The 24,301-nt window shown below is 68.1% G+C and carries 22 protein-coding genes and 1 pseudogene; 4 read left to right on the forward strand and 19 right to left on the reverse strand.

Annotation, left to right across the window (positions count from 1 at the left end; translation table 11 throughout):
• The 7 genes from QFZ47_RS05115 to QFZ47_RS05145 form a co-directional block, all read right to left on the reverse strand.
• Positions 1-1,023, reverse strand: a complete 1,023-nt coding sequence (locus tag QFZ47_RS05115; protein WP_307654618.1) for an XdhC family protein — start codon at positions 1,021-1,023, stop codon at positions 1-3.
• A gap of 17 nt (positions 1,024-1,040) precedes the next feature.
• On the reverse strand, positions 1,041-1,655 hold the full coding sequence (locus QFZ47_RS05120) for an SRPBCC family protein (RefSeq protein WP_307654619.1): 615 nt from the start codon (positions 1,653-1,655) through the stop codon (positions 1,041-1,043).
• A 33-nt stretch (positions 1,656-1,688) separates the two neighbouring features.
• Positions 1,689-2,903, reverse strand: coding sequence for a vWA domain-containing protein (locus tag QFZ47_RS05125; RefSeq protein ID WP_307654620.1), 1,215 nt, complete (start codon positions 2,901-2,903; stop codon positions 1,689-1,691).
• 27 nt (positions 2,904-2,930) lie between these two features.
• Entirely contained in the window at positions 2,931-3,833 is a 903-nt protein-coding gene (locus QFZ47_RS05130; protein WP_124956910.1) for an AAA family ATPase, read from the reverse strand.
• Between the two features lie 70 nt (positions 3,834-3,903).
• Positions 3,904-4,695 (reverse strand): FAD binding domain-containing protein, encoded by a 792-nt coding sequence (locus QFZ47_RS05135; RefSeq protein ID WP_307654621.1) that lies wholly within the window; start codon positions 4,693-4,695, stop codon positions 3,904-3,906.
• 21 nt (positions 4,696-4,716) lie between these two features.
• The gene (locus QFZ47_RS05140; protein ID WP_307654622.1) at positions 4,717-7,167 is read right to left on the reverse strand and encodes a xanthine dehydrogenase family protein molybdopterin-binding subunit; all 2,451 of its coding nucleotides are present in this window, start codon (positions 7,165-7,167) and stop codon (positions 4,717-4,719) included.
• 13 nt (positions 7,168-7,180) lie between these two features.
• Positions 7,181-7,678: a (2Fe-2S)-binding protein gene (locus tag QFZ47_RS05145; protein ID WP_307654623.1), complete on the reverse strand. Its 498-nt coding sequence runs from the start codon at positions 7,676-7,678 to the stop codon at positions 7,181-7,183.
• Between the two features lie 181 nt (positions 7,679-7,859).
• On the opposite strand from QFZ47_RS05145, the gene QFZ47_RS05150 reads away from it, so the two are divergent.
• Positions 7,860-8,996: a helix-turn-helix domain-containing protein gene (locus QFZ47_RS05150; RefSeq protein ID WP_307654624.1), complete on the forward strand. Its 1,137-nt coding sequence runs from the start codon at positions 7,860-7,862 to the stop codon at positions 8,994-8,996.
• Between the two features lie 111 nt (positions 8,997-9,107).
• On the opposite strand, the gene QFZ47_RS05155 is transcribed toward QFZ47_RS05150, so the two are convergent.
• The 11 genes and pseudogenes from QFZ47_RS05155 to QFZ47_RS05205 form a co-directional block, all read right to left on the reverse strand.
• Positions 9,108-9,485, reverse strand: coding sequence for a nuclear transport factor 2 family protein (locus tag QFZ47_RS05155; protein WP_307654625.1), 378 nt, complete (start codon positions 9,483-9,485; stop codon positions 9,108-9,110).
• A gap of 122 nt (positions 9,486-9,607) precedes the next feature.
• Positions 9,608-10,468: an ABC transporter substrate-binding protein gene (locus tag QFZ47_RS05160; RefSeq protein ID WP_307654626.1), complete on the reverse strand. Its 861-nt coding sequence runs from the start codon at positions 10,466-10,468 to the stop codon at positions 9,608-9,610.
• Positions 10,465-11,208 carry an ABC transporter ATP-binding protein gene (locus QFZ47_RS05165; RefSeq protein WP_370880565.1) on the reverse strand — a complete coding sequence of 248 codons (744 nt, stop codon included), beginning with the start codon at positions 11,206-11,208 and terminating at the stop codon, positions 10,465-10,467. The genes QFZ47_RS05160 and QFZ47_RS05165 overlap by 4 nt, the downstream gene beginning before the upstream one ends.
• On the reverse strand, positions 11,181-11,939 hold the full coding sequence (locus QFZ47_RS05170) for an ABC transporter permease (protein ID WP_307654628.1): 759 nt from the start codon (positions 11,937-11,939) through the stop codon (positions 11,181-11,183). Before QFZ47_RS05170 ends, QFZ47_RS05165 begins: the two co-directional genes overlap by 28 nt.
• A gap of 89 nt (positions 11,940-12,028) precedes the next feature.
• Positions 12,029-13,501 carry a M81 family metallopeptidase gene (locus QFZ47_RS05175; RefSeq protein ID WP_307654629.1) on the reverse strand — a complete coding sequence of 491 codons (1,473 nt, stop codon included), beginning with the start codon at positions 13,499-13,501 and terminating at the stop codon, positions 12,029-12,031.
• The gene (locus QFZ47_RS05180; RefSeq protein WP_307654630.1) at positions 13,498-14,754 is read right to left on the reverse strand and encodes a Zn-dependent hydrolase; all 1,257 of its coding nucleotides are present in this window, start codon (positions 14,752-14,754) and stop codon (positions 13,498-13,500) included. The genes QFZ47_RS05175 and QFZ47_RS05180 overlap by 4 nt, the downstream gene beginning before the upstream one ends.
• Before the next feature lie 34 nt (positions 14,755-14,788).
• The gene (locus QFZ47_RS05185) at positions 14,789-15,502 is read right to left on the reverse strand and encodes an ABC transporter ATP-binding protein (protein WP_307654631.1); all 714 of its coding nucleotides are present in this window, start codon (positions 15,500-15,502) and stop codon (positions 14,789-14,791) included.
• Positions 15,499-16,269: an ABC transporter ATP-binding protein gene (locus QFZ47_RS05190; RefSeq protein ID WP_307654632.1), complete on the reverse strand. Its 771-nt coding sequence runs from the start codon at positions 16,267-16,269 to the stop codon at positions 15,499-15,501. Before QFZ47_RS05190 ends, QFZ47_RS05185 begins: the two co-directional genes overlap by 4 nt.
• A complete protein-coding gene (locus QFZ47_RS05195; protein ID WP_307654633.1) occupies positions 16,266-17,228 on the reverse strand; it encodes a branched-chain amino acid ABC transporter permease in 963 nt (320 codons plus the stop codon). Before QFZ47_RS05195 ends, QFZ47_RS05190 begins: the two co-directional genes overlap by 4 nt.
• 8 nt (positions 17,229-17,236) lie before the next feature.
• Positions 17,237-18,098 (reverse strand): annotated as a pseudogene (locus QFZ47_RS05200) (branched-chain amino acid ABC transporter permease).
• 25 nt (positions 18,099-18,123) lie between these two features.
• The gene (locus QFZ47_RS05205; RefSeq protein ID WP_307654634.1) at positions 18,124-19,329 is read right to left on the reverse strand and encodes an ABC transporter substrate-binding protein; all 1,206 of its coding nucleotides are present in this window, start codon (positions 19,327-19,329) and stop codon (positions 18,124-18,126) included.
• Between the two features lie 188 nt (positions 19,330-19,517).
• On the opposite strand from QFZ47_RS05205, the gene QFZ47_RS05210 reads away from it, so the two are divergent.
• Complete coding sequence (locus QFZ47_RS05210) at positions 19,518-20,303, forward strand: FadR/GntR family transcriptional regulator (RefSeq protein ID WP_307654635.1); 786 nt, start codon at positions 19,518-19,520, stop codon at positions 20,301-20,303.
• A 294-nt stretch (positions 20,304-20,597) separates the two neighbouring features.
• Here the strand turns inward: QFZ47_RS05210 and QFZ47_RS05215 are convergent, their stop codons facing one another.
• Positions 20,598-21,554 carry a LysR family transcriptional regulator gene (locus QFZ47_RS05215; protein WP_307654636.1) on the reverse strand — a complete coding sequence of 319 codons (957 nt, stop codon included), beginning with the start codon at positions 21,552-21,554 and terminating at the stop codon, positions 20,598-20,600.
• Positions 21,555-21,662: 108 nt separating this feature from the next.
• On the opposite strand from QFZ47_RS05215, the gene aptA reads away from it, so the two are divergent.
• The gene (gene aptA, locus QFZ47_RS05220) at positions 21,663-23,018 is read left to right on the forward strand and encodes an omega-aminotransferase AptA (protein ID WP_307654637.1); all 1,356 of its coding nucleotides are present in this window, start codon (positions 21,663-21,665) and stop codon (positions 23,016-23,018) included.
• Positions 23,019-23,165: 147 nt separating this feature from the next.
• A complete protein-coding gene (locus QFZ47_RS05225; RefSeq protein ID WP_307654638.1) occupies positions 23,166-24,275 on the forward strand; it encodes a substrate-binding domain-containing protein in 1,110 nt (369 codons plus the stop codon).
• Positions 24,276-24,301: the final 26 nt, after the last annotated feature.

Genomic DNA, 24,301 nt, shown 5'->3' on the forward strand with positions numbered 1-24,301 from the left:
TCAGCTCATCGCGAGCTGCTGCATGCCCTTGGCGCGCGCCACTTCCATTTCGCGTGGCAGCGTCACCGCGTTCTTCACCGCAAGGATTTCCGCCATCACGCTCACCGCGATCTCGGGCGGCGTCTTGCTGCCGATATAGATGCCGATGGGGCCGCGCAGCCGCGCAAGCGATTCGGCCGTCTGGCCGAAGTGCTCGATCATGCGGCCGCGCCGCGCCTCGGCATTGCGGCGCGAGCCGATGGCGCCCACGTAGAAGGCATCGCTCTGCAGCGCTTCGAGCAGCGCGAGGTCGTCGAGCTTGGGATCGTGCGTGAGCGCCACCACGCAGCTGCGGCGGTCGGGCTTGAAGGCCAGCACGGCGTCGTCGGGCATCTCGGTCGTGATCTCCACGCCGGACAGCGACCATGCGGTGCGGTATTCGGCGCGCGGATCGCACAGCGTCACGGCAAAGCCGCTGAACTTGGCCATGGTCGCGAGGTACTCGGCCAGCTGGCCGGCGCCGATCAGCAGCATGCGGTATTCGGGGCCGAAGGTGTTGGTGAGCTCGGTGTCGTTCACCTTGAGCTCGTCGGGCGCAGTGGCTTCGGCCAGCCGCACGGCGCCGGTCGAAAGCGCGACGGTGCGCTGCATGAGCCTGCCCTGCTCGAGCTGGGCCACCAGCGTGTCGAGCGAGGCTGCGTCGGGGTCGTATTCGAGCAGCAGCTCCAGCGTGCCGCCGCAGGGCAGCCCGAAGCGGTGCGCCTCGTCGGCCGTGATGCCGTACTTCACAAGCACGGGCGGCGCGCCCACGGGCACCTCTTCGCCGTTGCCGTGCGCATGGCTGTAGCGCGCGATCAGGTCGTCCTCGATGCAGCCGCCGGAGACCGAGCCCACCACCGCGCCGTCGTCGGCCAGCGCCATGATCGAGCCGACCGGCCGCGGCGAGGAGCCCCAGGTGCGCACCACGGTCGTGAGCAGCGCGCGCTTGCCGGCGCGGCGCCAGTCGCGCAGCGTGCGCAGCACCATGACGTCGAGATTTTCCATCGCGTGATCCGTTGTTCCTAGCTGCTGGCGTCGCCCGGTGCGGCCGACGCGTCCTTGTCGTCCTTCTTGCCGAGGCCGATCTTCTTCATGAGGCCGGACATCACGCCAGCCTTTTCGGCGGGCGGCTCGGCAGCTTCCGGCGCGGCGGCGGGCGGGGGGCCGTAGCGGCTCTGCATCTCGGCCTCGAAGCGCTTGAAGAAGTCGTCGGCGGTCGACTTGGCGGCGCCGTCGATGAGCCGCTGGCCCAGCTGGGCGATCTTGCCGCCGACCTGCGCCTGCACGGTGTAGTCGAGCTCGCAGCCAGCCGGTGCCGGCGCGGCTTCGGCGGCGCCGTCCAGCGGCCGGAGCGTCACGCTGGACGAGCCCTTGGCAAAACCCGCGACGCCGCCCTGCCCTTCGAAGCTGAGCTTGTAGCCATCGGGCGCCACGATGTCGGACAGCGCGACCTTGCCGCTGAACTTGGCCGACACCGGACCGATCTTGACCGCGAGCGCCACGCTGTACTGGTTGTCGCCCGTGAGCTCGAACTTGTCGCAGCCGGGAATGCACTTCTTGAGCGTCGCGGGATCGTTGAGCGCTTCCCAGGCCTGTTGTTGGGTGACGCCGAGGCGGCGGTTGCCGAGCATTTCCATGGTGGTTTTTCCTTTTTGGCTTCTGTGAGGTCCCTAGCGGCCGGACCGCATCAGGGCGGCGAGGCTGCTCGCGAGTTGTTCGAGGGCACTGAGATTGTGGACCGCCAGCATCGCGTCCGCATGCCGGTGCAGCACGCCGGCCCCACGCGCCAAAGGGGCGTAGCCCTCGAAGCGCAGCAGCGGGTTGAGCCACAGCAGGCGGCGCGAGTGGCGCTTGAGCCAGAGCAGCTCGCTTTCGAGCAGCGCCGGCTCGCCGGTGTCGAGCCCGTCGCTGATCACCAGCACCAGCGTGCGGCGGCCGGTCAGGCGGCGGGCGTGGCGGTGGCGGAGTTCGGCGAGCGAACTGCCGAGCCGCGTGCCGCCCGCGAAATCGTCGATGGCCATGCTGGCTGCACCCAGCATGGCATCGGTGTCGGCCAGCCGGAAGGCCGGCGTGAGATCGGTCAGGCGAGTGCCGAAGGCGAACACGTCGCGCCGCCCGGCCCGCCGCGTGGAGGCGTGCAGGAAAGCCAGCAGCAGCCGCGCATAGCGTTCCATCGAGCCCGACACGTCGACCAGCACCAGCAGCGGCAACGGCTGCTCGCGCCGGGCCAGCCGCGGCAGGCGCAGCAATTCGCCGCCGGTGCGCGCAGCCTCGTGCAGCACGCCGGGCCAATGCATGCGCGCATGCTGCCGGCCGGCATCGTTGGCCGCGCGCAGCCGGCGCGACGGCACCGAAGGAATCGGCAAGCTGATGTCGCGCGCGAGCCGTTCCACCAATTGGTACTCGGACGCGCCCAGCGCATTGAAGTCGGCATGCTGCAGGCGCTGCCGGTCGCTCGATGTCATGGCGGCATCGAACTCGACCTCCTTGTCGGGCTTGGCGGCCGTGGCCGGCCTGGCCGGATCGCGCGGCGCCGTGAGGGCCTCGCGCACGCGCGGGCGCCGCTTCGAGGGCTCGGCCTTGCCTTCGGCGCTCGGCAGCATCTGCGCGATCAGCTTGTTGGCCAGCTCGGGGTCGCGGAACCAGGCATCGAAGAGCTCGCGGAACACCATGCGGTCCTGCTCGCGGCTCACCATGACGGCTTCCATCGCGGCGCCCAGGTCGAGCCTGCTTTCCACGCCGACCAGCGTGGCTGCTTCGGCCGCCAGCGCAATGCGCATGGCATCGGTGCGAACGCCGGCGCGGCGCAGGGCGCGGCCGAAGGCCGTGATGTTGCCGGCCAGCTTGCCGCTGCGTACGTCGCCGAGTTGCTGGATGCCGGCCATGTGGGAGGCCCGGAGCTTCGGCCGCGCTCAGGGCGCGACCGGCTCCTCGGGTTTCAGCAGATCGGATGCCAGCTCGCGCGTGAGCGCCGCCACGTCGTCGCGCTGCTTGAACAGGATGCCGGCGGTGTCGACCACCACTTCGGGGTCGAGCTCGACCGTGTCGAGCGCAATCAGCGCTCTCGCCCACTCGACGCTCTCGGCGATGCCGGGCGCGCGCTGGAAGGCATTGACGAAGGGGGCATCGCGCAGCCGCGCAACGAAGGCCGCCACCTGGGCCGAGAGCTTCTCGCCGGCCTGCGGCACCTGGGCCCGCACGATGGCAAGTTCGCGTTCGCGTTCCGGATAGTCGAGCCAGTGGTAGAGGCAGCGCCGCTTGACCGCGTCGTTGAGCTCGCGCGTGCGGTTGCTCGTGAGGATGGTGACCGGCGGCACCACGGCGCGCACAGTGCCGAGCTCGGGAATGCTGACCTGGTACTCGCCCAGGTATTCGAGCAGGAAGGCCTCGAAGGGCTCGTCGGCGCGGTCCACTTCGTCGATCAGCAGCACGGCGCCCGGCGCGGGCGTCTGCAGGGCCTGCAGCAGCGGACGGCGGATCAGGTAGTGCGGCTGGTAGACCTCGGCTTCGACGTCGCGCGCCGCGCCTGTCGCTTCGGCAGCGCGCATGTGCAAGAGCTGCGCGGCGTAGTTCCATTCGTAGAGCGCCTCGCGCTGCTCCAGTCCGTCGTAGCACTGCAGGCGCAGCAGCTCGCGGTTGAGCGCGGTCGACAGCGCCTTGGCCAGTTCGGTCTTGCCGACACCGGGCTCGCCCTCGAGCAGCAGCGGGCGCTGCAGCCTGAGCGCGAGGAACACGGCCGTGGCCAGCCGGCGGTCGGCAAAGTAGCCGGCCTGCATCAAGCCTTCGGAGAGGGAATCAATGGTCGGAAAGATCATGGCGAAGCGTAGCGGAAGACGCGGGGGTGTCGCGCCTTCCGGCCTGCGAGCGGTGGCGGCGCTGGCCCGTTCAGCCCAGGGCCTTGGTGACAGCCCGCTGCGTCAGCACGCTGATCAGGTTGGCGCGGTAAGCCGCCGAGGCATGCAGGTCGCTGTTGAGCTCGCTCGCGTCGATCTTCACGGCCGCGGCGGCTGCCGCAGTGAAGCTCTTGTTGAGCGCATCTTCGAGCCCCGCGTGGCGGAACACGCCGTTGCCCGCGCCGGTGATGGCCACGCGCACGCCGCTGTCGAACTGCGCAAGGAACACGCCGACCAGCGGAAAGTTAGAGGCCTTCTGGCGCAGCTTCTCGTACACGGCGCGCTTCGGAATCGGAAAGCGGATGGCGGTGATCAGCTCGTCTTCTTCCAGCGCCGTGGTGAAGAGGCCGAGGAAGAAATCGTCCGCAGCGATCTCGCGCTTGGAAGTGATGACCGTTGCATCCGCACCCAGCACTGCGCTGGGATAGCAGGCTGCCGGATCGTTGTTGGCCACCGAGCCGCCGATGGTGCCCATCGCGCGCACCTGCCGGTCGCCGATGCGCCCGGCCAGGTCGGCCAGCGCCGGGAAGGCGGCTTTCACGTCGGCGTTGTTCTGCACGTCGAGGTGGCGCGACATCGCACCGATGGTGATCGTGCTGCCGTCTTTCCTGATGCCGGTGAGCTCCTTGATGCCGCCCAGGTCGACGAGCTGCTCGGGCGCCGACAGCCTGAGCTTCATGGAGGCGAGCAGCGTCTGGCCACCGGCCAGCGGCTTGGCGCCGGCGGCAACGAGTTTGGCCGCATCGGCCACGGTGGCCGGCCGTTCGAGTGTGAAGGCGTACATGGTTTGTGATTCCTTCTATGTTCAGGGGGCCGGGCGGCCTTGGGTGCTTGCGGAGAGCGAGGGCTCCTGCGGCTGCGAAACTCGCGCCGCACTCCCGCTGCCTTTTTGCATCGCTTCCCAGACGCGGCTGGACGATGCGGGCATGTCGAGGTCCTTGACGCCCAGCGGCGCCAGTGCGTCGAGCACGGCATTGATCACGGCCGGCGGCGAGCCGATGGCTCCCGCTTCGCCGCAGCCCTTGGTGCCCAGCGGGTTGTGCGTGCACGGGGTGCACACGGTGTCGAGATTGAACTGCGGAAAGTCGGCGGCTCTGGGCATGGCGTAGTCCATGAAGCTGCCTGTGAGCAACTGGCCGCTCTCGTTGTCGTAGACGCAGTTCTCGAGCAGCGCCTGGCCGATTCCCTGCACCAGCCCGCCGTGCACCTGGCCCTCGACGATCATCGGGTTGATGATGGTGCCGAAGTCGTCCACCGCAGTGAAGCGGTCCACGCGGACCTCGCCGGTCTGCTTGTCGATCTCGACCTCGCAGATGTAGGTACCGCCCGGGAAGGTGAAGTTGGTCGGATCGTAGAAGGCGGTTTCGTTCAGGCCGGGCTCGAGCTTGTCGAGCGGGTAGTTGTGCGGCACGTAGGCCGTGAGCGCCACCTGGCCGAACGGGATCTTCTTGTCGGTGCCCTTGACCGTGAACTCGCCGTTGGCAAACTCGATGTCGGCGTCGCTCGCCTCCATCAAATGCGCGGCGATCTTCTTGGCCTTGGTCTCGATCTTGTCGAGCGCCTTCATGATGGCCGCACCGCCCACCGAAATGGAGCGCGAGCCGTAGGTGCCCATGCCGAAGGGCACGCGGCCGGTGTCGCCATGGACCACGTCGACGTTGTCGACCGGAATGCCCAGGCGCGCCGCCACCACCTGCGCAAAGGTGGTTTCGTGCCCCTGTCCATGGCTGTGCGAACCGGTGAACACGGTCACGCTGCCGGTCGGGTGCACGCGGATCTCGCCGCACTCGAACAGGCCGGCCCGCGCACCGAGCGCCCCCGCGATGTTCGACGGCGCAATGCCGCAGGCCTCGATGTAGCTCGAGTAGCCCATGCCGCGCAGCTTGCCCGCGGCCTCGCTGGCCGACTTGCGCTGCGCGTAGCCATCGACATCGGCCAGCACACGCGACTTGTCCATGCATGCGTGGAAATCGCCCGTGTCGTACTGCAGCGCCACTGGCGTCTGGTAGGGAAAGGTGGTGATGAAGTTGCGCTTGCGGATCTCGTCCTGGCCCAGGTTCATTTCCCAGGCGCAGCGCGACACCAGCCGCTCGAGCAGGTAGGTGGCCTCGGGCCGGCCCGCGCCGCGGTAGGCATCGACCGGCGCGGTGTTGGTGAACCAGGCATCGACCTCGACGTAGATCTGCGGCGTGGTGTACTGGCCCGCGAGCAGCGTGGCATAGAGGATGGTCGGCACCGCGGTCGAGAAGGTCGACAGGTAGGCGCCGAGGTTGGCGTCGGTGTGCACCCGCATCGCGAGGAACTTGCCTTGACTGTCCAATGCCATCTCGGCATGGCTCACATGGTCGCGGCCGTGCGCATCGGACAGGAAGCACTCCGAGCGCTCCGCCGTCCACTTGATGTTGCGGTTGAGCTGCTTGGCGGCCCAGGTCAGGCACACGTCTTCGGCATAGAGAAAAATCTTGGAGCCGAAGCCGCCGCCCACGTCGGGCGCGATCACGCGCACCTTGTGCTCGGGCAGCCCCAGCACAAAGGCCGTCATCAAGAGGCGCTCGACGTGCGGGTTCTGGTTGGACACATAGAGTGTGTAGTCGTCGGTGCCGCGGCTGTAGCTGCCGATGGCCACGCGCGGCTCGATGGGGTTGGGCACCAGCCGGTTGTTGACGAGGTCGAGCTTGGTCACGTGCGCGGCGTTGGTGAACACCGCATCGACGGCGGCCTTGTCGCCCAGCGCCCACTTGTAGCACTGGTTGTCGGGCGCTTCGTCGTGCAAGGTGACGCCGCTGGCCTTCTTTGCCGCATCGGCCACGCTCACGAGCGCGGGCAGCACGTCGTAGTCGACCACCACGGCCTCGGCCGCGTTCTTGGCCTGCTCGACCGTCTCGGCCACCACCATGGCCACATGGTCGCCCACGTAGCGCACCTTGTTGATCGCGAGGATCGGGTGCATCGGCTCCTTCATGGGGGTGCCGTCGGGGTTGTTGATGAGCCAGCCGCAAGGCAGGCCCCCCATCTTGCCCTCGATGTCCTTGCCGCTGAAGATGCCGACCACGCCGGGCATCTTGAGCGCCTCGGCGGTGTCGACCGACTTGACGACGGCGTGGGCGTGCGGCGAGCGCACGAAGACCGCATGGCTCTGGTTGGCCAGCGTGATGTCATCGGTGTAGTTGCCCGCGCCGGTCAGGAAGCGATAGTCTTCCTTGCGCCGAAGCGCCTCGCCGATGTGGGGCAGGTTCGAGAAGTCGGAGGCACCCATGATGTTGCTCCCTTCATGCCGCGACGGTGGTCTTGACCGGGGTGCCCGAGGCCATGGCCTCGCCGCCCATCTGCACGGCCTTGACGATGTTCTGGTAGCCCGTGCAGCGGCACAGGTTGCCGTCGAGCAGTTCGCGGATTTCGGACTCGCTCGACTTGGGATGGTGGGTGCACAGGTCGATGGCGCTCATGACCATGCCCGGGGTGCAGAAACCGCACTGCAGGCCATGGCATTCCTTGAAGGCCGCCTGCATGGGGTGCATGGTGCCGTCGGGCTGGGCGACGCCCTCGATGGTGGTGATTTGCGCACCGGCCGCCTGCCCGACCAGGATGTTGCACGACTTCACCGCGCGCCCGTTCATGTGGACGGTGCATGCGCCGCACTGGGCGGTGTCGCAGCCGACATGGGTGCCGGTCAGATGGAGATGCTCGCGGATGGCGTGCACCAGGAAGGTATTGGGGGGCGCGTCAACCGTGGCCGGTCGGCCGTTGACCGTGAAAGCTACCTGCATTTGGCTGTCTCCGTTGAAGGTGATGGCTGGTTCAGCGAAAGGCATCTTGGATGCCGGCCCGGTGCACTATCCTAGGCAAAACCCTCGCCGCTTGCGCAGCGCGTACGAAATTCTCAAAATGAAACAACTTGCGGCCCGGCAAGTTCAGAAAAAAGACGCCCCACCCGAGCCACCCGATCCGATGTCCGCCTCCATCGTTGCGCCCCCGCCCGAACGTTCCGTCGCCATTGCGCAGGCGCGCCGGGAGCTGATCCATGGCGAAGCCTCCCGCTCGCGGGGCAGCGCGCGTGTCGAGCCGTGGATCCTGCGTTCCTGGGAGCGCTGCATGGAAGCGGGATGCCAGCCGCAGCAGCGGATCACCTTCGAGCCCGTGGCCAAGTCGGCCGTGCGCGACGTGGCCGAGCGCAACCGGGCGCTGGTCTCGGCGGCCCGGCCGGTGATCGAGCGGCTGTCCCGCGCCATTGTCGACACGCGCTATTTCGCCGTCCTGACCGATGCCGACGGCATCGTGGTCGACGTGGGTCCGCTGCCCGACGGCACCGACACCGCCAGCCGCTATGCCCGCAACATCGCCCGCGTGGGCGTCGACCTGTCGGAGCGCGCGGTCGGCACCAGCGCCATCAGCACCGCGCTGGCCGAGCAGGAATCGGTGTGGCTGCACCGCGGTGAACATTTCTTCGAGGACACCAGCGTCTACAGCTGCGCCGGGGCGCCGCTCTTCGGCCCCCAGGGCAACTGCATCGGCATGCTCGACCTGACCGGCGTGCAGGCGCTGGAGCGGCCGGAGCTGCGGCACCTGGCCACGCTTTCGGCGCGCAGCATCGAGAACGTGCTGGTGATGAACGAGCCCTGCGAGTTGCGGCTGCATCTCTCGTGGCCGGGCTGCCCGGGCGGCGAAGCCACCGAGGGGCTGCTGTGCATCGATGCCGGCGGCACCGTATCGGGCGCCAATGCCGCTGCGCGGCAGATGCTGCACCAGCCGCTGGCGCGCAGCCATGCGCCGCAGTGCAACGACCTGTTCGCGCTGCCGCTCGCGATGCTGTTCGATGCGGCCCGGCGCGGCGACGCCGTGCTCGAGGTGCCGCTCTGGTCGGGGCTGCGCGTGCAGGTCCGGCCCCAGCGCGGCGGCAAGGGCTCGCCGGGCGCGCTGCCCGAAGCCCGGCCGCGGCTGCGCGACGTGGAAGCCGCCCTGATCCGCAAGGCCGTGACCGACGCCCGCGGCAACGTGGCCGAAGCCGCGCGCACCCTCGGCATCAGCCGCGCCACGGTCTACCGCAAGCTGTGGCGCGGCCGTGCTTCAACTGATACTCCAGGCTGACTGCCTTTGCCAGAAACACCGCGGAACCGGCTTTGCCGGGCCGCTGGTGTTGCCCCCGGTAGGGGGTTGGCGAAGCGACACGAAGTGCGCGAAGACTGGGGGCGAGCCTACTCACGCGCCTACAGGCACCTTGTCGAGGAAACCGGTGACCGACTGCAGCTTGCCGGCGTCGAGCCGGGCGAAGTCGGTGCCCTGGATCAGGTCTTCGGCGCCGCTCGGCCCCAGGGTCCACGAAAAGCGCAGGTTGTCGCCATGCGCCTCGGGCTTGCCGAACAGGTTGAAGCGGAAACCCGGATAGCGCTGGTGCACGGCACTGATCAATGCGCCGATCTGCTCACGGCCGCTGGCCTGCGCCAGCGGATCGGCGTAGTGCGCATCGGCGGTCCAGGCGGCTGCGATCAACTCGGCGCGGCGCGCGGCATCGGTTTCGTTCCAGACGGCGATGTAGCGTTGGGCAATGGCGGCGGCGTCGTGTGCGGCGGTGTTCATGATGACGATTCCTTTCGAGGGTTCGACCCGCAACATCGCGGGGTGAAGGAATGGTCGCGCCGGGTGCGCGCGGCGTCGATGACCTCGCAGGTCATGCAGCGATGCGCAGCCGCACGCGCCGGTCAATTCGACAGCGCGTTGGGAAAGAACAGCTGCTCGCCGCCGATCTTGTAGGCCGCAATGGTCTGCTGTCCGGCCGGCGAGATCACCCAGTCGACGAACTTCTGCGCGCCTTTGCTGTTGAGCGAGGGGAATTTCGCCGGGCTCACGACCATCACGCCATATTGATTGAACAGCCGCTTGTCGCCCTCGACCAGCACCGCCAGGCCCGCGCGGTTCTTGAAGCTGAGCCAGGTGCCGCGGTCGGCCAGCACATAGGCGCCGGACGAAGCCGCGATGTTCAGCGCCGGCCCCATGCCGCAGCCGCACTCCTTGTAGCCCGCGCCCTTGCGCTCGTTGGGCACCGGCTGCCCCGCCGCGGCCACGCCGGTCTGCGTCCAGAGGCGGCGCTCGGCCGCGTCGGTGCCGCTCTTGTCGCCGCGCGACACGAAAGGCGCATTGGCGGCCGCGATCTTACTGAGCGCGGCGACGATGTCGCCGCCCTTCGCGGCCACCGGGTCGGCCTGTGGCCCCACCAGCACGAAGTCGTTGTACATCACCGGGTAGCGCCTGGCGCTGAAGCCTTCGGCCACGAACTTCTCCTCGGCCGCGGTGTCGTGCACGAACAGCACGTCGGCATCGCCGCGCTTGGCCATGTCGATGGCCTGGCCGGTGCCCACCGCCACCACCTTGACGTCGATGTCGCTGGCCTTCTTGAAAGCCGGCAGCAGGTGCGAGAACAGGCCCGACTGCTCGGTGGACGTGGTCGAGGCCATGGTGATGGTCTCGGCGTGCGCGGCCCCCGCGGCCAGCAGGAAAACGGCAACGGCCAGCGAGGCGCGGACGCCCGCGCTTGCGCGGTGCTGCTTGAAGAACAGATTCATGCCAACTCTCCCTTGACGAACAGGCGGGCCTCTTCCGGCAGGGGCCCATGAAAGAAATCGTGCACCGGCAGATCGGCCAGCACGCGGCCGTGCTCGAGGTAGACCACGCGGCTCGCGAGCCGCTTGACCTGCCCGAGGTTGTGGCTCGCGAACACCAGCGTGCGGCCGGCGGCGGCTTCGGCAATGAGCGTCTCGACCTCGCGCTTGGCGGTCGGGTCGAGACTGGCCGTGGGCTCGTCGAGCAGCAGCACCGCCGGATGCAGTGCCCAGGCGCGCGCCAGCGCCACGCGCTGCTGCTGGCCGCCCGAGAGGGCGCGGGCGTTGCGCTCGGCCAGGTCCTCCAGGCCCACGCGCGCCAGCGCCGGAAGGGCGGCGCGGCAGGCATCGCGCCAGCGCATGCCGCGCAGCCACAGCGCCAGCGCCACGTTGACCACCACTGAGGCGCGCAGCATGTGCGGGCGCTGGAACAGCATGGCCTGCTGCCGGCGCGGCGCGGCGCTGGTGAAGCTCCCCGCCGCATGCGGCACCAGGCCGTGCAGCAGCCGCAGCAGCGTGGTCTTGCCGCTGCCATTGGCGCCGATGAGGGCCACGCGCTCGCCCGCCGCGATGGTCAGGGTCGCGCCCTGCAGCGCCGCCACGCGCCCCAGGCGAACGTCGACGCCATAGAGCGCGAAGACGGTGGCGTCCACGCTCGCGAGCTGCGCGTGCTCGTTCACGAGCGCGCCTCCGGCCGCCACCATGCCGCCGTGCCGCCGCCTGCGCCGCCGCCGCCGTCGGCCCGCTCGCGCCAGCCCCGGACCGCGGCAATCGCGAGGTTCAGCACCAGCACCACGCCCAGCAGCACGATGCCCAGGGCCAGTGCCAGCGGCAAGTCGCCCTTGCTGGTTTCGAGCGCGATGGCGGTGGTCATCACGCGCGTGAAGCCGTCGATGTTGCCGCCCACCACCATCACCGCACCCACTTCCGAGACCGCGCGGCCGAATGCGGCGATCAGCACCGTGAGCAGCGCGTAGCGCTCGTCCCACACCAGGAGCAGCGCGCGCACCAGCGGCCCGGCGCCGAGCGAGCGCAGTTGCTCGCCATGCGCGCGCTCGGCATCCTCGATGGCCTGGCGCGTGAGCGCCGTCACCACCGGCAGCACCAGCACCGTCTGCGCCAGCACCATGGCCTTGAAAGAAAACAGCCAGCCCAGGAAGCCGAGCGGGCCCGAGCGCGACAGCAGCAGGTAGACCACCAGCCCGACCACCACCGACGGCAGCGCCAGCAGGGTGTTCAGCAGCGTCAGCAAGCCGGCGCGGCCGCGAAAGCGCGCCACGCCCAGCCAGGCCCCCAGCAGCAGGCCCAGCCCGCAGGCCAGCACGCAGGCGCTGGCGCTGACCGCGAGCGAACGCCCGACGATGGCCAGCAGCACCGGATCGCCGGACACGAGCAGCTCCCAGGCCGCGACGGCGCTCTGTGCAAAGGTGTTCACGCGGTGGGCTTCATGGGTGGAAGCGCCGCAGTATCGGGGGGTACCTCGAATTACCTATGCAATTCATTGCATAGGTAAAACGACCTGGGTCAGATCACGTCGAGCGGAAAGACCGGCCGGCGAACTTTGCTGAACGGGAACAGGCTGTAGTCCGAACTGGTCACGCCCGGGCTGTCGCACTCCACCAATGCGGCCGAGAGCGGCTCGAACACCGGCCGGCAGTACATGCGCGACTTGAGCAGCAGGAAGCGTTCCTTGCGCGGATCGAGCCCCGCGCATTCGAAGACGCCGATGTCCCAGGGCTCCTGCGTGCGCTCGGTCACCACGATGCGCGCCGCGCCAATGTCGAACAGCACCGTGCGGCCCATGCTGCTGCGCTGGCCGGTGTAGGTGGGGCCGGTGATCATGTATTCGCCGTTGCCGATGGTGCGCACCGTGCCGGTCAGCGTGACGGGCTTCTTCGACAGCCCGATGCCTGCCAGCGACACCTTGTTGCCGAGCGCGACGGTCACCTCTGCGCCCTCGCCCGCCGCGATCAGCGCGGCCACCGCCTCCGGATCGCACAGCGGACCGACGCCGATGCCGTCGAGCCCCTGCGCCAGTGCTTCCTGCAGCACGTCCATGGTGTCGCAGCTGCCACCCGACATGCAGTTGTCGCCATGGTCGAGCAGCAGCACCGGGCGCGTGGCGCCGTCGGCGATGGCCTTGGCGCGCGCAATCGATTCGGCCAGCGGTTCGCTGCGATAGACGAAGGCCTCGCGCTCGTCCCACATCTGCGCAGCGATCCGGTCGGCCGTGGCCTGCGCGCGCTCGGGCGCTTCTGCATCGACCACCACCACGCTCATGCAGGGCGCCTCGATGTCCGACAGCGAGAAGCCGGCAAAGATCGACACTGCGAGCGATCCCGATGCTTCGGCCGCGCGCGCCGCCTCGATGGCCCGCTGCATCGCGCCGGTGAACGAGGCGCTGCGCAGCGTGTGCGCCATCAGCGGCAGCGGGTGCCAGCGCATCGCGGGCCTGCTGCGCCCCGCGAGCAGGTCGAACAGCAGGCGGCCGGCATGCTCGCCCGTCTCGTACATGTCGATGTGCGGATAGGTCTTGAAGCCGACGATCACGTCCGCATTGCCGACCATCGCAGGCGTCACGTTGGCATGCAGGTCGAGCGCCACGCCAATGGGCACGCCGGGCGCCGCGGCGCGCAGCCGCAGCAGCAGGTCACCCTCACCATCGGCGCTGTTCTGCGCCACCATGGCGCCGTGCAGGTCGAGCAGGATCGCGTCGCAGCCAGGCGCCGCATCGACGATGCACTGCGTGAGCGTGGTGTAGGCCTCTGCATCCACAGGCCCGCTCGGATTGGCCGAGGCCGACACCGGCGTGACCAGCGTTGCGCCGGCCTGCTCGGCCAGGTCGATGAAGGCCGACATCGCGGTGCGCATGCCCTTGTTGTCCGTGTAGGCCTGCGCGCCGAACGTGGGGCCGTCAGGGCCGAAGGCCGCGAGCGGCGTGGGCACCGGCGAGAAGGTGTTGGTCTCGTGGTTGAGCCGCGCAATCAGCACCTTCATGACGACGCGACTCCCGCGCTTTGCAGCATCGCCTGCAGCAGCACATTGCAGCCGGCCTCGAGGTGGCCGGGCTGCGCGTCCTCGATCTCGTTGTGGCTGATGCCGTCAAGGCAGGGCACGAAGATCATCGCCGTGGGGCACACGCGCGCGAGGTACACGGCGTCGTGACCGGCGCCGCTGATCACGTTCATCCAGGTCATGCCCTGCGCCTGTGCGGCCTCTCGAATGGCCGACACCAGCGTGGGCGTGAAGGGCTGCGGAGGAAAATAGACGACCTGCTCCACCGTGGCCTCGACCTTGCCCTTGGTGGCGATGCGCTGCACCGCCTCCTTGAGTTCGGCGTCCATGGCCGACAGCACCACGTCGTCGGCCGCGCGCAGGTCGACGCTGAGCTTCACGCGGCCGGGGATCACGTTGCGCGAATTCGGATAGTTGCCGATCCAGCCGACCGTGCCGCGCGCATGCGGCGCATGGGCCAGCGCGACGCGGTTGACCTCGATCACCAGTTCGGAGGCCGCGAGCAGCGCGTCCTTGCGCAGCGCCATGGGCGTGGGACCGGCATGCGCTTCCATGCCCTGCAGCACCACGTCGTACCAGCGCTGGCCGAGCGCACCCTCGACCACGCCGATCACGCGCTCATTGGCCTCGAGCACCGGCCCCTGCTCGATATGCGCCTCGAAATAAGCACCCACGGGCGACGCCGTGACCGAAGCCGGCGCGCTGCCCGCATAGCCGATGGAAGCCAGCGCCTCGGCCACGCTGATGCCGTCGTTGTCGCGCTGCGCGAGGGCATGCTCGAGCGTGAAGGCATCGGCGAACACGCCCGAGCCCATCATGACGGGCACGAAGCGCGAACCCTCCTCGTTGGTCCACACGGCCACCTCGAGCGGCGCCTCGGTGACGATCTTCGCATCGTTGAGCACGCGGATCACTTCCAGCCCCGCGAGCACACCGTAGTTGCCGTCGAACTTGCCGCCCGTGGGCTGGGTGTCGATGTGGCTGCCGGTGACCACGGGCGGCCGCGTGTTGTCGCGCCCGGCGCGGCGCGCAAAGATGTTGCCGATGCGGTCGACGCGCACCTCGCAGCCGGCTTCGCGCGCCCAGCGGGTGAAAAGATCGCGGCCCTGGCGGTCGAGGTCGGTCAGCGCGATGCGGCAGACGCCGCCCTTCTCGGTGGCGCCGAGCTTCGCCAGTTCCATCAGCGAGTTCCAGAGGCGCTCGCCGTTGATGCGGAGTTGGGTTGGTGAGTTCATGGCTTTGCAAAAAGAAGAAGGGATGCGCGAAGCCTCAAGCAAGGCCCACGCCCAGGTAGCGGTCTTTCACATTGTGGTCGGCCATGAAGGCGGCGTTGCCGGCCTCGTGCACGATCACCCCCTGCTCCAGGATGTAGTGGCGGTCGGCCAGCTGCACGCAGACCTCGAGGTTCTGCTCGACCAGCAGGATGGCCACGCCGGCCGCCTTGATGAGCTTCAGCTGGGCGACGATCTCCTCCACGATCACCGGTGCGAGGCCTTCGACCGGCTCATCGAGAATCAGCAGCCGCGGATGGTTCATGAGCGCGCGGCCGATGGCCAGCATCTGCTGCTCGCCGCCCGACAGTTGCCCGCCGCCGTTGCGGCGCCGCTCCTTCAGGCGCGGGAAGATGCGGTAGATGTCGTCCAGCTGCCAGGGTGAATCGCGCCGCTGGCCGAGCAGCAGGTTTTCTTCCACCGTCAGCAGCTTGAAGACGCCGCGGTGCTCGGGCACCAGGCACACGCCGCGCGTCGCAATGCGGTGCGGCGGCAGGCCCGCGATGTCCGCGCCCTGGAAGCGCACGCGGCCGCCGGTGGGCGCGACCGCACCGGCAATGCTCTTGAGCGTGGTCGACTTGCCCGCGCCGTTGCGGCCCAGCAGCGTGACCAGTTCGGCCTCGCCCACGGTCATCGAGACGCCCTGCAGCACATGGCTCTTGCCGTAGTGGGCATGCAGGCCTTCGACTTCGAGGATGTTCTTTCCGCTCATGCCTTGCCGCCTGTGATCATGTTGCCCAGGTAGGCCGTGCGCACGCGCGCATCGGCCCGGATGTCGCCCGGCAGCCCCTCGGCGAGCACGCGGCCCAGCTGCATCACGGTCACGGTGTCGGAGATGTCCATCACGATGTTCATGTTGTGCTCGATCAACACCACGGTGTGCGCATCGCGCAGGCCGCGGATCAGCCGCTTCATGTCGTCGAGGTCGTCGATGCCCATGCCCGAGGTGGGTTCGTCCAGGAAGATGGCCTTGGGCTTGGCGGCGAGCGCCATGCCCACTTCGAGGCGGCGCTGCTGGCCGTGCGACAGCTCGCTCGCGGGCACGCCGGCCAGCCTTTGCAGACCCACGCGCTCCAGCACCTCGGCCACGGTTTCCGCGCAAGCGCGTTCGCCGACCGGTGCGCGCCAGCAGTTCATGGCCTGGCGCGGCGCGATGCCCTGCGCCGCCACGCGCAGGTTCTCGCGCACCGAAAGGCTCGCGAACAGGCTGGTCACCTGGAACGAGCGCGCCATGCCGCGCTGCACGCGCTTGTGGTCGGGCTCGTGCGTCACGTCGTGGCCATCGAACAATATGCGGCCGCCCGTGGTGGTGCCGGTGCCCGTGAGCATGTGGAACAGCGTGGTCTTGCCGGCCCCGTTGGGCCCGATCACCGAATGCACGGTGTTGCGCTTGATCTTCAGGTCGACCCCGCCGAGCGCGGCGAACTTGCCGTAGTGCTTGGTGACGCCAATGGCTTCGATCAGGATGGGTTGCGTCATGCTTTTTCTCCCTCCACGCCAGGCGCGACCGGCGCCGAAGGCGGCGCCTTGCGGAACACCCGGCGCCATGCGCTCTCGCCAAGCCCCCAGAGGCCGCGCTGCATGCCGATGCTCACGCCGATCAGCAATAGCCCCAGCAACAGCAGCCACCGCGGCCACAGCGTGGAGAGCCAGTCGGCCAGCAGCACATAGAAGGCCGAGCCCAGCACCGAGGCAAACAGGTTGCCGGTGCCGCCGATCACGGTGATGACCAGGATCATCTCGCTCGTGTGGTATTCAGCATTCGACAGCGGCGCGATGCCGGTCATCATGGCGTGCAGGCCGCCCGCAAGACCGGTGACGGCGCCCGAGATCACGAAGGCCAGCAGCTTGAAGCGCTTGAGGTCGTAGCCCACCGCGGCGGCGCGGTCCTCGTTGTCGCGAATGGCAAGCAGCGTGCGGCCGAACACGGAGTCCGTCACGCGCAGCAGTAGGCCGAAGGCGACGAGGAACATCACAGCCACGAAGCCGTAGTACTTCCAGGGCGTGTCCATGAACGCGGGGCGAGGCACGTCGAGCAGCCCGTTGTCGCCGCCCGTGAGCCCCGAAGCCGTGTACGCCACAAAATAGAACATCTGCGCGAAGGCCAGCGTGAGCATCACGAAGTAGGTGCCGCGCTGGCGAATCGCGACCCAGCCGACCACCGCCGCGCCCAAGGCGCCCATGGCAATGGCCGCAAGCAAGGCGAGCGGCATCGGCAGCGAAAGCCGCGTGAGCAGGATCGCGATGGTGTAGCTGCCCAGGCCGAAGAAGATGCCCTGCCCGAACGACAGCAGCCCCGTGTAGCCCAGCAGCAGGTTGCAGCCCAGCGCGGCCAGCGCATAGATCAGCACCTCGCTCGCGAGCGAGCCCGAGCGCATGCACAGCGGCAGCGCCAGCGTGACGATCAGCGCCAGCAGGAAAGTGATTTTTTTTGGCATGGCGATATTCATCCTCTGCGGCCGAGCAGGCCATGCGGGCGCAGCAGCAGCACGGCCGCCATCGCGATGTAGATCATCAGGCTCGCGCCCGGCGGCCAGATGGTGCTCATGAGGCTTTGCACGATGCCGATGAGCAAGCCGCCCACCAGCGCACCGCCGAAGCTGCCGAGCCCGCCGATCACCACCACCACGAAGGCCACGCCGAGTGCCTCCACACCCATGAAAGGCTCGGCCCCGCGGATCGGCGCCGCCAGCACGCCGGCCAGCGCCGCGGTGGCCGCCCCCAGTGCGAACACCAGGCTGAACACGCGGAACACGTTGATGCCGAGCAGCGACACCATCTCGGTCGATTCGCTGCCCGCGCGCACCGCGCTGCCCAGGCGCGTGCCCTCGAGCACCCACCACAGCAGCACCGCGAGCACGGCAGTAAAGCCGATCACGAACAGCCGGTACTTGGGGTAGATGAAGCTGCCCCACATCACCACGCCCTGCAGCAGGTCGGGCGTAGCCACGCTGTTGCCGAGCGGCCCCCAGAACACGATGACGATCTCCTGCACCGCGAGCGCAAGCCCCACGGTCACGAGAATGTGGAACTCGTGCGCCTTGGCATAGACGCGGCGCAGCAGCAGCTTCTCGGCCAGCCAGCCGAGTGCGCCGACGAACAGCGGCACCAGCACCAGCGCGGCCCAGAAGTCGAGCCCCCACTGCATGGCCTGGAAGCACAGGTAGGCGCCCAGCAGATAGAAGGCCCCGTGCGCAAAATTCACGAAGCGCAGCAGGCCGAACACGATGGACAAGCCAACGGCCAGCAGGGAAATACAGCATGCCGATGCCGATTCCGTTGATGGTCTGGAGCAGGTAGACGGTCATGGGCGCGTCGGTGTCCTTGGCGTGCTCAGGCCAGCTTGCAGCCGGTCTTGTCTACGGCAAGGAAGGACTTGCCCGAACTCACCACGTCCACATAGTCGGCCGGGTTCTTCATCTTCGACTTGGCCTTGCCCTTGAGCAGGTAGTAGTCCTTGATGACCTGATGGTCGGCCTTGCGGATTTCTTCCGTGCCCGTGAGCCCCTCGTACTTCATGCCTTCGAGCGCCGCGATCACGGCCTTCTGGTCCGCCGTGCCCGCCCGCGCGATGCCATCGATGAGGATCTTGGTGCAAATGTACGAGCCAGCGAGGCTGTAGTTGGGCACGATCTTGAGCTTGTCGGCCGTGAGCTTCACCAGGTCCTTGTTCAGCGCCGTGTCGGCCGTGTGCCAGTACTGCGCGCCGAAATAGACGCCGTCGCACAGGTCGGCGCCCAGCTCGTCGAACTGCTCCAGCCCCGACGCCCACGCAATGAGGATCGTCATGTTCTTGTGCATGCCGAAACTCACCGCCTGGCGCAGCGCGGCCGACGACTGCGCGCCGAAGTTCAAGAGCAGCAGCACGTCGGGCTTGGCCGCCATGGCGTTGGTGAGGTAGCCGCTGAACTCCTTCTCGTTGAGCGAGTGGTAGCTGTTGCCCACGTGCTCGATGCCCTTCTCCTGGAAGATGTTCTTGGCCGCACCCAAAAGTCCTTCACCGAACACGTACTGCGGCGTGATGGTGTACCAGCGCTTGGCCTTCGGCATGGAGGCGATCAGCGGGCGCACCGTCTGCTCGATGGCGCCGAAGGTGGGCACCGACCAGCGGAAGGTGGCGGGGTTGCAGTCCTTGCCCGTGATCTCGTCGGCACCCGCGGTGGTGATGAAGATGCCGCCGGCCTTCTCGGCCTCCTTGCCCATGGCCAGCGCCTCCGACGACAGGATGCCGCCCGCAAAGAACTTGGCGCCCTGCTGCTGCGAGGCTTCCTGCACCTTGCGCACGGCAGTGGCCGGCTTGCCCTCGGTGTCGAGCACCGTGTAGGCCAGCGGGCGCTTGAGCACGCTGCCGTACTGCTCGATGGCCAGCTTCATGCCCAGGTCGGCGAACTTGCCGTTGGCCGCAAAGGCGCCCGACATCGGCACCGGGCAGCCGAAGCGGATCGCATCGGCCGATTGGGCGAAGGCCGCGCGGCCGGCCAGCAGGGAAGCGGGAGCGGCCGACAGGGCGGCGAGCTGAAGAAGGTGTCTGCGTTGCATGGAATTCTCCGGACGTGGATGGGAGGTACGAGAAAGGTGCTGCCTGAAGTCGGCAACGAATTTAAGCGGATAAATAGGATTAATATGCTGGTAAAAACCCGCTAGCAATGCCCGTGCCAAAATCCGGGAAGGCCCGGGCCCGATACCTGCTCAGAGTCCCTCATCACCCCCGAAATGACCCTCTACGAATGAAATCGACGCAGGACGCCATGACCTTCGGGCACACCCGCGCCAAGCGGCAGAAGCTCTCCGACGTCATCGTCGAGGAGGTCAAGCGCTGGATCGTGGCCGAGCGCAAGCAGCCCGGCGACCGGCTGCCGAACGAGAAGGAGCTGATCGAGCTCTTCGGCTATTCGAAGAGCACGGTGCGCGAGGCGTTGAAGGCGCTGGAGGTGCGCGGGCTGGTCTCGATCCGCACCGGCCCCGGCGGCGGGGCCTACCTGCAGCAGGTGTCGGTCGACCATGCGTCGGAGCCGCTGCGCAACTTCCTGCACTTTCACCATCTGGACGGGCACCACATCTACCAGCTGCGCAAGGTACTGGAGCCCGAGCTGGCCGTGAGCGTGGTCGGCAAGCTGACGCCCGAGCATTTCGAGCGGCTCGAGGCCAACGTGCGCCTTTGCACGATAGAGCCCACCAACGAGGACGAGCTGCGCACCCAGCGCGAGGCCGAGCTCGCGTTTCACACCATGTTGGCCGAGGCCTGCCCCAATCCGGTGCTCTCATTCATGTGCCGCTTCCTCAACGACCTGCTGCGCGACCTCGTGGTCTACAAGAAGGCGCTGGACCATCACCACTTCGGCGAAGCCAATGTCGACTATCACACGCAGTTGCTGGCCGCATACCGCCGTGAAGACGCCGACACCGTGCGACGGTTGATGGCCGAGCACATGGTCGATGCCGAGGCGCACATGCACGAGATGGAGGCGCACATCGGGGCCAAGCATCTGTTGCTGCCTAGTGGGCAGCGGTAGCCGGATTGGCTGCCGCACAGTAAAAGGCGCTGTTGTTCAGGGCGCGTGCACAGGACACCGGGTACTCCCCTCCGCGAATGTCCCCCGGCCTGCGGCCTCCTCCTTGATTTCGCTGCGGGGAGCACCCGATGCCCTGTGCACAAGAGGCGCTGCCGTGGTGCTGGCTGATCAACCAGTGCTCTGAACAACGATCACGCCGATGGGGTGCCTTGCGCAGCGAAATCAAGGGGGAGGCCGCAGGCCGGAGGACATTCGCGGAGCAAGGTACCCCGTCGGCGGGAGCGCGCCCTGAATTCAGGCATGCGCCTTCTCCAGACACTCCTGAAACGCCAACACAGCCCGAGAAGGTTTAGGCGACCGCCGCAGCAAGCTCACGAACCGGCACACATAGTTGAACCGCGCCGGCAGCACTGCCTTCATGAGCCCACGCTGCTCGAACACCTGCGCATAGTGGTCAGGCAAAAAGCCCAGGAATCGCCCCGACAGAATCAGCGTGGCAATCGCCTCCTGGTCGAAGCCCGTGGCCTTGCGCGACAGCTTGGCGCGGTGGCTCAGTTCCATGTTGGGCGAGTGGTAGCCCAGGCCCGCGAAGTGATGCTCGCGCAGCCTGGCCCATGTGAGCCTTGCGTTGTTAGCCTCGAAGAGCGGATGTCCCTTGCCGCAGTAAAGCAGCATCGTCTCGTCGAACAGGTCGGCATACACCAGGCTCTTCGAGGCGCGGTGCGCCGGGATGATGCCGATCTGGAAATGGCCCTCCAGCACGCCCTGCTCGATGGCGTTGATGGAGCCTACGTGCACCGCCAGCTGCACTTCGGGCGCCATCTCGGTGAAGCGCGCAATGGCTTCGCCGATGCGCGCCTTCGGATTGGTGGCCGTCTTGTCGAACAGCGCCACGTCGAGCTGGCCGCCCATGCGGTTGTGGATGTCGTCGATGCTGCCGCGAAAGGCATCGACCGAGGCCAGCAGCCGCAGCGTCTCGTCGTACACGCGCTGGCCCTCGGCGGTGAGCGCGAAGCCCGCGCGGCCGCGCCGGCACAGCACGAGGCCGAGCCGCGTCTCCAGGTCTTTCACATGCCGGCTCACGGTGGAGGTGCCGATGTTCAGCTCCAGCTCGGCCGCCGCCATGCCGCCGCAGTCGACCACGCTCTTGAACACCTTGAGCAGGCGCAGGTCCATGTCGCTGAGCTGCCCCAGAACGGCGCGGTTCCGGGTGCCCGGGGCACTGTTTTGGGCTTTCGCCTTTACTTGCATAAAGTGTCAAGTGAACATTGATATTGCGCCATTCTCCACACTGATGGCTCTGCCAACAATCGGCACACCTCATTACCTCTTTGGAGCCCGCCCTGCGCGGGAAGCGCCATGACCCTTGCAACGCCCGCCATCGAACCGACGCCCGCCCTGCGCACCGACGCCGCCTGGCTCGACGCGCACTGGATGCCCTACACCGCCAACCGCAGCTTCAAGGCCGATCCGCGCCTGATCGTGGAGGCCAAGGGCGCCTACTTCACCGATGGCGACGGCCGCAAGATCTTCGACGGCCTCTCGGGCTTGTGGTGCTCGGGCCTGGGCCACGGCCGCCCCGAGATCACCGAAGCGGTGAGCCGCCAGATCGCGAAGCTCGACTACTCGCCCGCCTTCCAGTTCGGCCATCCGCTCTCGTTCGAGCTGGCCAACAAGATCAAGGAGCTCACGCCCGCGGGCCTGGACTACGTGTTCTTCACCGGCTCGGGCTCCGAAGCCGCCGACACCTCGCTGAAGATGGCGCGCGCCTACTGGCGCACCAAGGGCCTCGCCAGCAAGACACGCCTGATCGGCCGCGAGAAGGGCTACCACGGCGTCAACTTCGGCGGCATCTCGGTGGGCGGCATCGCGGCCAACCGCAAGCTGTTCGGCCAGGGCGTCGAAGCGGACCACCTGCCGCACACGCAGATTGCGGCCAATGCCTTCACGCGCGGCATGTCCGAGAACGGCGCCGAACTGGCCGACCGCCTGCTCGACCTGATCGCGCTGCACGACGCCTCGAACATCGCAGCCGTGATCGTCGAACCCTTCGCGGGCTCGGCCGGCGTGGTGATTCCGCCCAAGGGCTACCTGAAGCGCCTGCGCGACATCTGCACCGCGAACAACATCCTCTTGATCTTTGATGAAGTGATCACCGGTTTCGGCCGCTGCGGCGCGCTCACGGGCGCTGAAGCCTTCGGCGTGACGCCCGACATCATGAACATCGCCAAGCAGGTGACCAACGGCGCACAGCCACTGGGCGCGGTGATTGCCAGCAAGGAGATCTACGACACCTTCATGGCGGCGGGCGGGCCCGACTACATGCTCGAATTCCCGCACGGCTACACCTACGGCGCGCACCCGGTGGCCTGCGCCGCCGGCATCGCGGCGCTCGACGTGCTGCAGAAGGATGACATGATCGGCCGCGTGCAGGCGCTCGCGCCGCACTTCGAGAACGCGGTGCACAGCCTCAAGGGCAGCAAGCACGTGACGGACATCCGCAACTACGGCCTGGCCGCGGGCCTGACGATTGCCGCGCTGCCGGGCGAGCCGGCACGCCGCCCCTACGAGATCGCGATGAACTGCTGGAAGAAGGGCTTCTACGTGCGCTACGGCGGCGACACGATCCAACTCGCGCCGCCCTTCATCGCCGAGAAGGCGGAGATCGACCGCCTCGTCAACGCGCTGGGCGACGCACTGGCCGAAACGGCATAGGACGCCCCCGAAGCGCCTTCGGCGCCTCCCCCACTGGGGGCGCACCCAGCGGCCCGGCAAAGCCGGTTCCGCGGGTGCACTGGACTGGGCCCGGGACACGAGCGGTCTGCATAATCGGCCGGCCTCCATTCCTCTCCCGCCAGCCCTGTGCAACAGATCGACCTTTCCTACGCGATCCGTCCCCGCCGCAGCGGATCGCGGCAGATCCGCAATCCGCTGATTCAGATGCTGCAGGCGGTGCGCGAGCACGGCTCCATCTCGGGCGCGTCGCGCGCGCTCGACCTGTCCTATCGCCACGTGTGGGGCGAGCTCAAGCATTGGGAGCAGGCGCTCGGCCATCCGCTGGTGCAGGGCGAGCGGGGCCAGCGCGCGCAGCTTTCCGAGTTCGGCGACAAGCTGCTGTGGGCCGAGCGCCAGGCCCAGGCCCGGTTGGCGCCGCAGATCGAGGCGCTGCACGCCGAACTCGAGCGCGCCTTCGCGCTCGCCTTCGACGACCGCACCCATGTGCTGAGCCTGCAGGCGAGCCATGACGACGCGCTCGCGTTGCTGCGCACCCATGCGGCGGGCACCGCGCAGCTGCACCTGGACATCCAGTTCACCGGCAGCGTCGATGCGATCCGCGCGCTCAACCAGGGCCGCTGCGTGATGGCGGGCTTTCACACGCTGGAGCATCCGCCGCGCGGCTCGCTGGCGCAGCGCACCTACCAGCCGCTGCTCAAGCCGGGCCAGCACAAGCTGATCGGATTCGCGCGGCGCACGCAGGGCCTGCTCGTGGCGCCGGGCAACCCGCTCAACCTGCGCTCGCTGGCCGACGCCGTGCGGCTGCGTGCGCGCTACGTCAACCGGGCGATCGGCACCGGCACGCGCCTGCTGCTGGACGAGCTGCTGGCCGAGGCCCGGCTCGATGCCGCGGCGCTCGCGGGCTACGAGCGCTGCGAAACCTCGCATGCCGCGGTCGCGCATGCCGTGGCGTCCGGGCAGGCCGATGCGGGGCTCGGGCTCGAATCGGCCGCGCACGCCGAAGGGCTCGACTTCGTGCCGCTGGTGCGGGAGCGCTATCACCTGGCCTGCCTCAAGTCGGCGCTCGACCAGCCTGCCATGCAGGCACTGGTGGCGGTGCTGCGCAGCGCGAACTGGCAGCACCTGCTGGGAACGCTGCCCGGCTACGAAGCCGCCGACAGCGGCGAGGTGCAGTCGCTGCGCGCGCTGCTGCCCTGGTGGACCTTCGCACGCGAGAAGAAGGCACACAGGCCCTGAAGAGGCGGTCCGGGCACATGGGTTAA

Origin of the sequence: Variovorax paradoxus (assembly GCF_030815975.1) — a bacterium.
GTDB lineage: Bacteria > Pseudomonadota > Gammaproteobacteria > Burkholderiales > Burkholderiaceae_C > Variovorax > Variovorax paradoxus_N.

Bases quoted from the DNA above. Each gene is read 5' to 3' on its own strand.
- QFZ47_RS05115 (WP_307654618.1), bottom strand. From the start codon at position 1,023: ATGGAAAATCTCGACGTCATGGTGCTGCGCACGCTGCGCGACTGGCGC.
- QFZ47_RS05120 (WP_307654619.1), bottom strand. From the start codon at position 1,655: ATGGAAATGCTCGGCAACCGCCGCCTCGGCGTCACCCAACAACAGGCC.
- QFZ47_RS05125 (WP_307654620.1), bottom strand. From the start codon at position 2,903: ATGGCCGGCATCCAGCAACTCGGCGACGTACGCAGCGGCAAGCTGGCC.
- QFZ47_RS05130 (WP_124956910.1), bottom strand. From the start codon at position 3,833: ATGATCTTTCCGACCATTGATTCCCTCTCCGAAGGCTTGATGCAGGCC.
- QFZ47_RS05135 (WP_307654621.1), bottom strand. From the start codon at position 4,695: ATGTACGCCTTCACACTCGAACGGCCGGCCACCGTGGCCGATGCGGCC.
- QFZ47_RS05140 (WP_307654622.1), bottom strand. From the start codon at position 7,167: ATGGGTGCCTCCGACTTCTCGAACCTGCCCCACATCGGCGAGGCGCTT.
- QFZ47_RS05145 (WP_307654623.1), bottom strand. From the start codon at position 7,678: ATGCAGGTAGCTTTCACGGTCAACGGCCGACCGGCCACGGTTGACGCG.
- QFZ47_RS05150 (WP_307654624.1), top strand. From the start codon at position 7,860: ATGTCCGCCTCCATCGTTGCGCCCCCGCCCGAACGTTCCGTCGCCATT.
- QFZ47_RS05155 (WP_307654625.1), bottom strand. From the start codon at position 9,485: ATGAACACCGCCGCACACGACGCCGCCGCCATTGCCCAACGCTACATC.
- QFZ47_RS05160 (WP_307654626.1), bottom strand. From the start codon at position 10,468: ATGAATCTGTTCTTCAAGCAGCACCGCGCAAGCGCGGGCGTCCGCGCC.
- QFZ47_RS05165 (WP_370880565.1), bottom strand. From the start codon at position 11,208: ATGGTGGCGGCCGGAGGCGCGCTCGTGAACGAGCACGCGCAGCTCGCG.
- QFZ47_RS05175 (WP_307654629.1), bottom strand. From the start codon at position 13,501: ATGAAGGTGCTGATTGCGCGGCTCAACCACGAGACCAACACCTTCTCG.
- QFZ47_RS05180 (WP_307654630.1), bottom strand. From the start codon at position 14,754: ATGAACTCACCAACCCAACTCCGCATCAACGGCGAGCGCCTCTGGAAC.
- QFZ47_RS05185 (WP_307654631.1), bottom strand. From the start codon at position 15,502: ATGAGCGGAAAGAACATCCTCGAAGTCGAAGGCCTGCATGCCCACTAC.
- QFZ47_RS05190 (WP_307654632.1), bottom strand. From the start codon at position 16,269: ATGACGCAACCCATCCTGATCGAAGCCATTGGCGTCACCAAGCACTAC.
- QFZ47_RS05195 (WP_307654633.1), bottom strand. From the start codon at position 17,228: ATGCCAAAAAAAATCACTTTCCTGCTGGCGCTGATCGTCACGCTGGCG.
- QFZ47_RS05205 (WP_307654634.1), bottom strand. From the start codon at position 19,329: ATGCAACGCAGACACCTTCTTCAGCTCGCCGCCCTGTCGGCCGCTCCC.
- QFZ47_RS05210 (WP_307654635.1), top strand. From the start codon at position 19,518: ATGAAATCGACGCAGGACGCCATGACCTTCGGGCACACCCGCGCCAAG.
- QFZ47_RS05215 (WP_307654636.1), bottom strand. From the start codon at position 21,554: ATGCAAGTAAAGGCGAAAGCCCAAAACAGTGCCCCGGGCACCCGGAAC.
- aptA (WP_307654637.1), top strand. From the start codon at position 21,663: ATGACCCTTGCAACGCCCGCCATCGAACCGACGCCCGCCCTGCGCACC.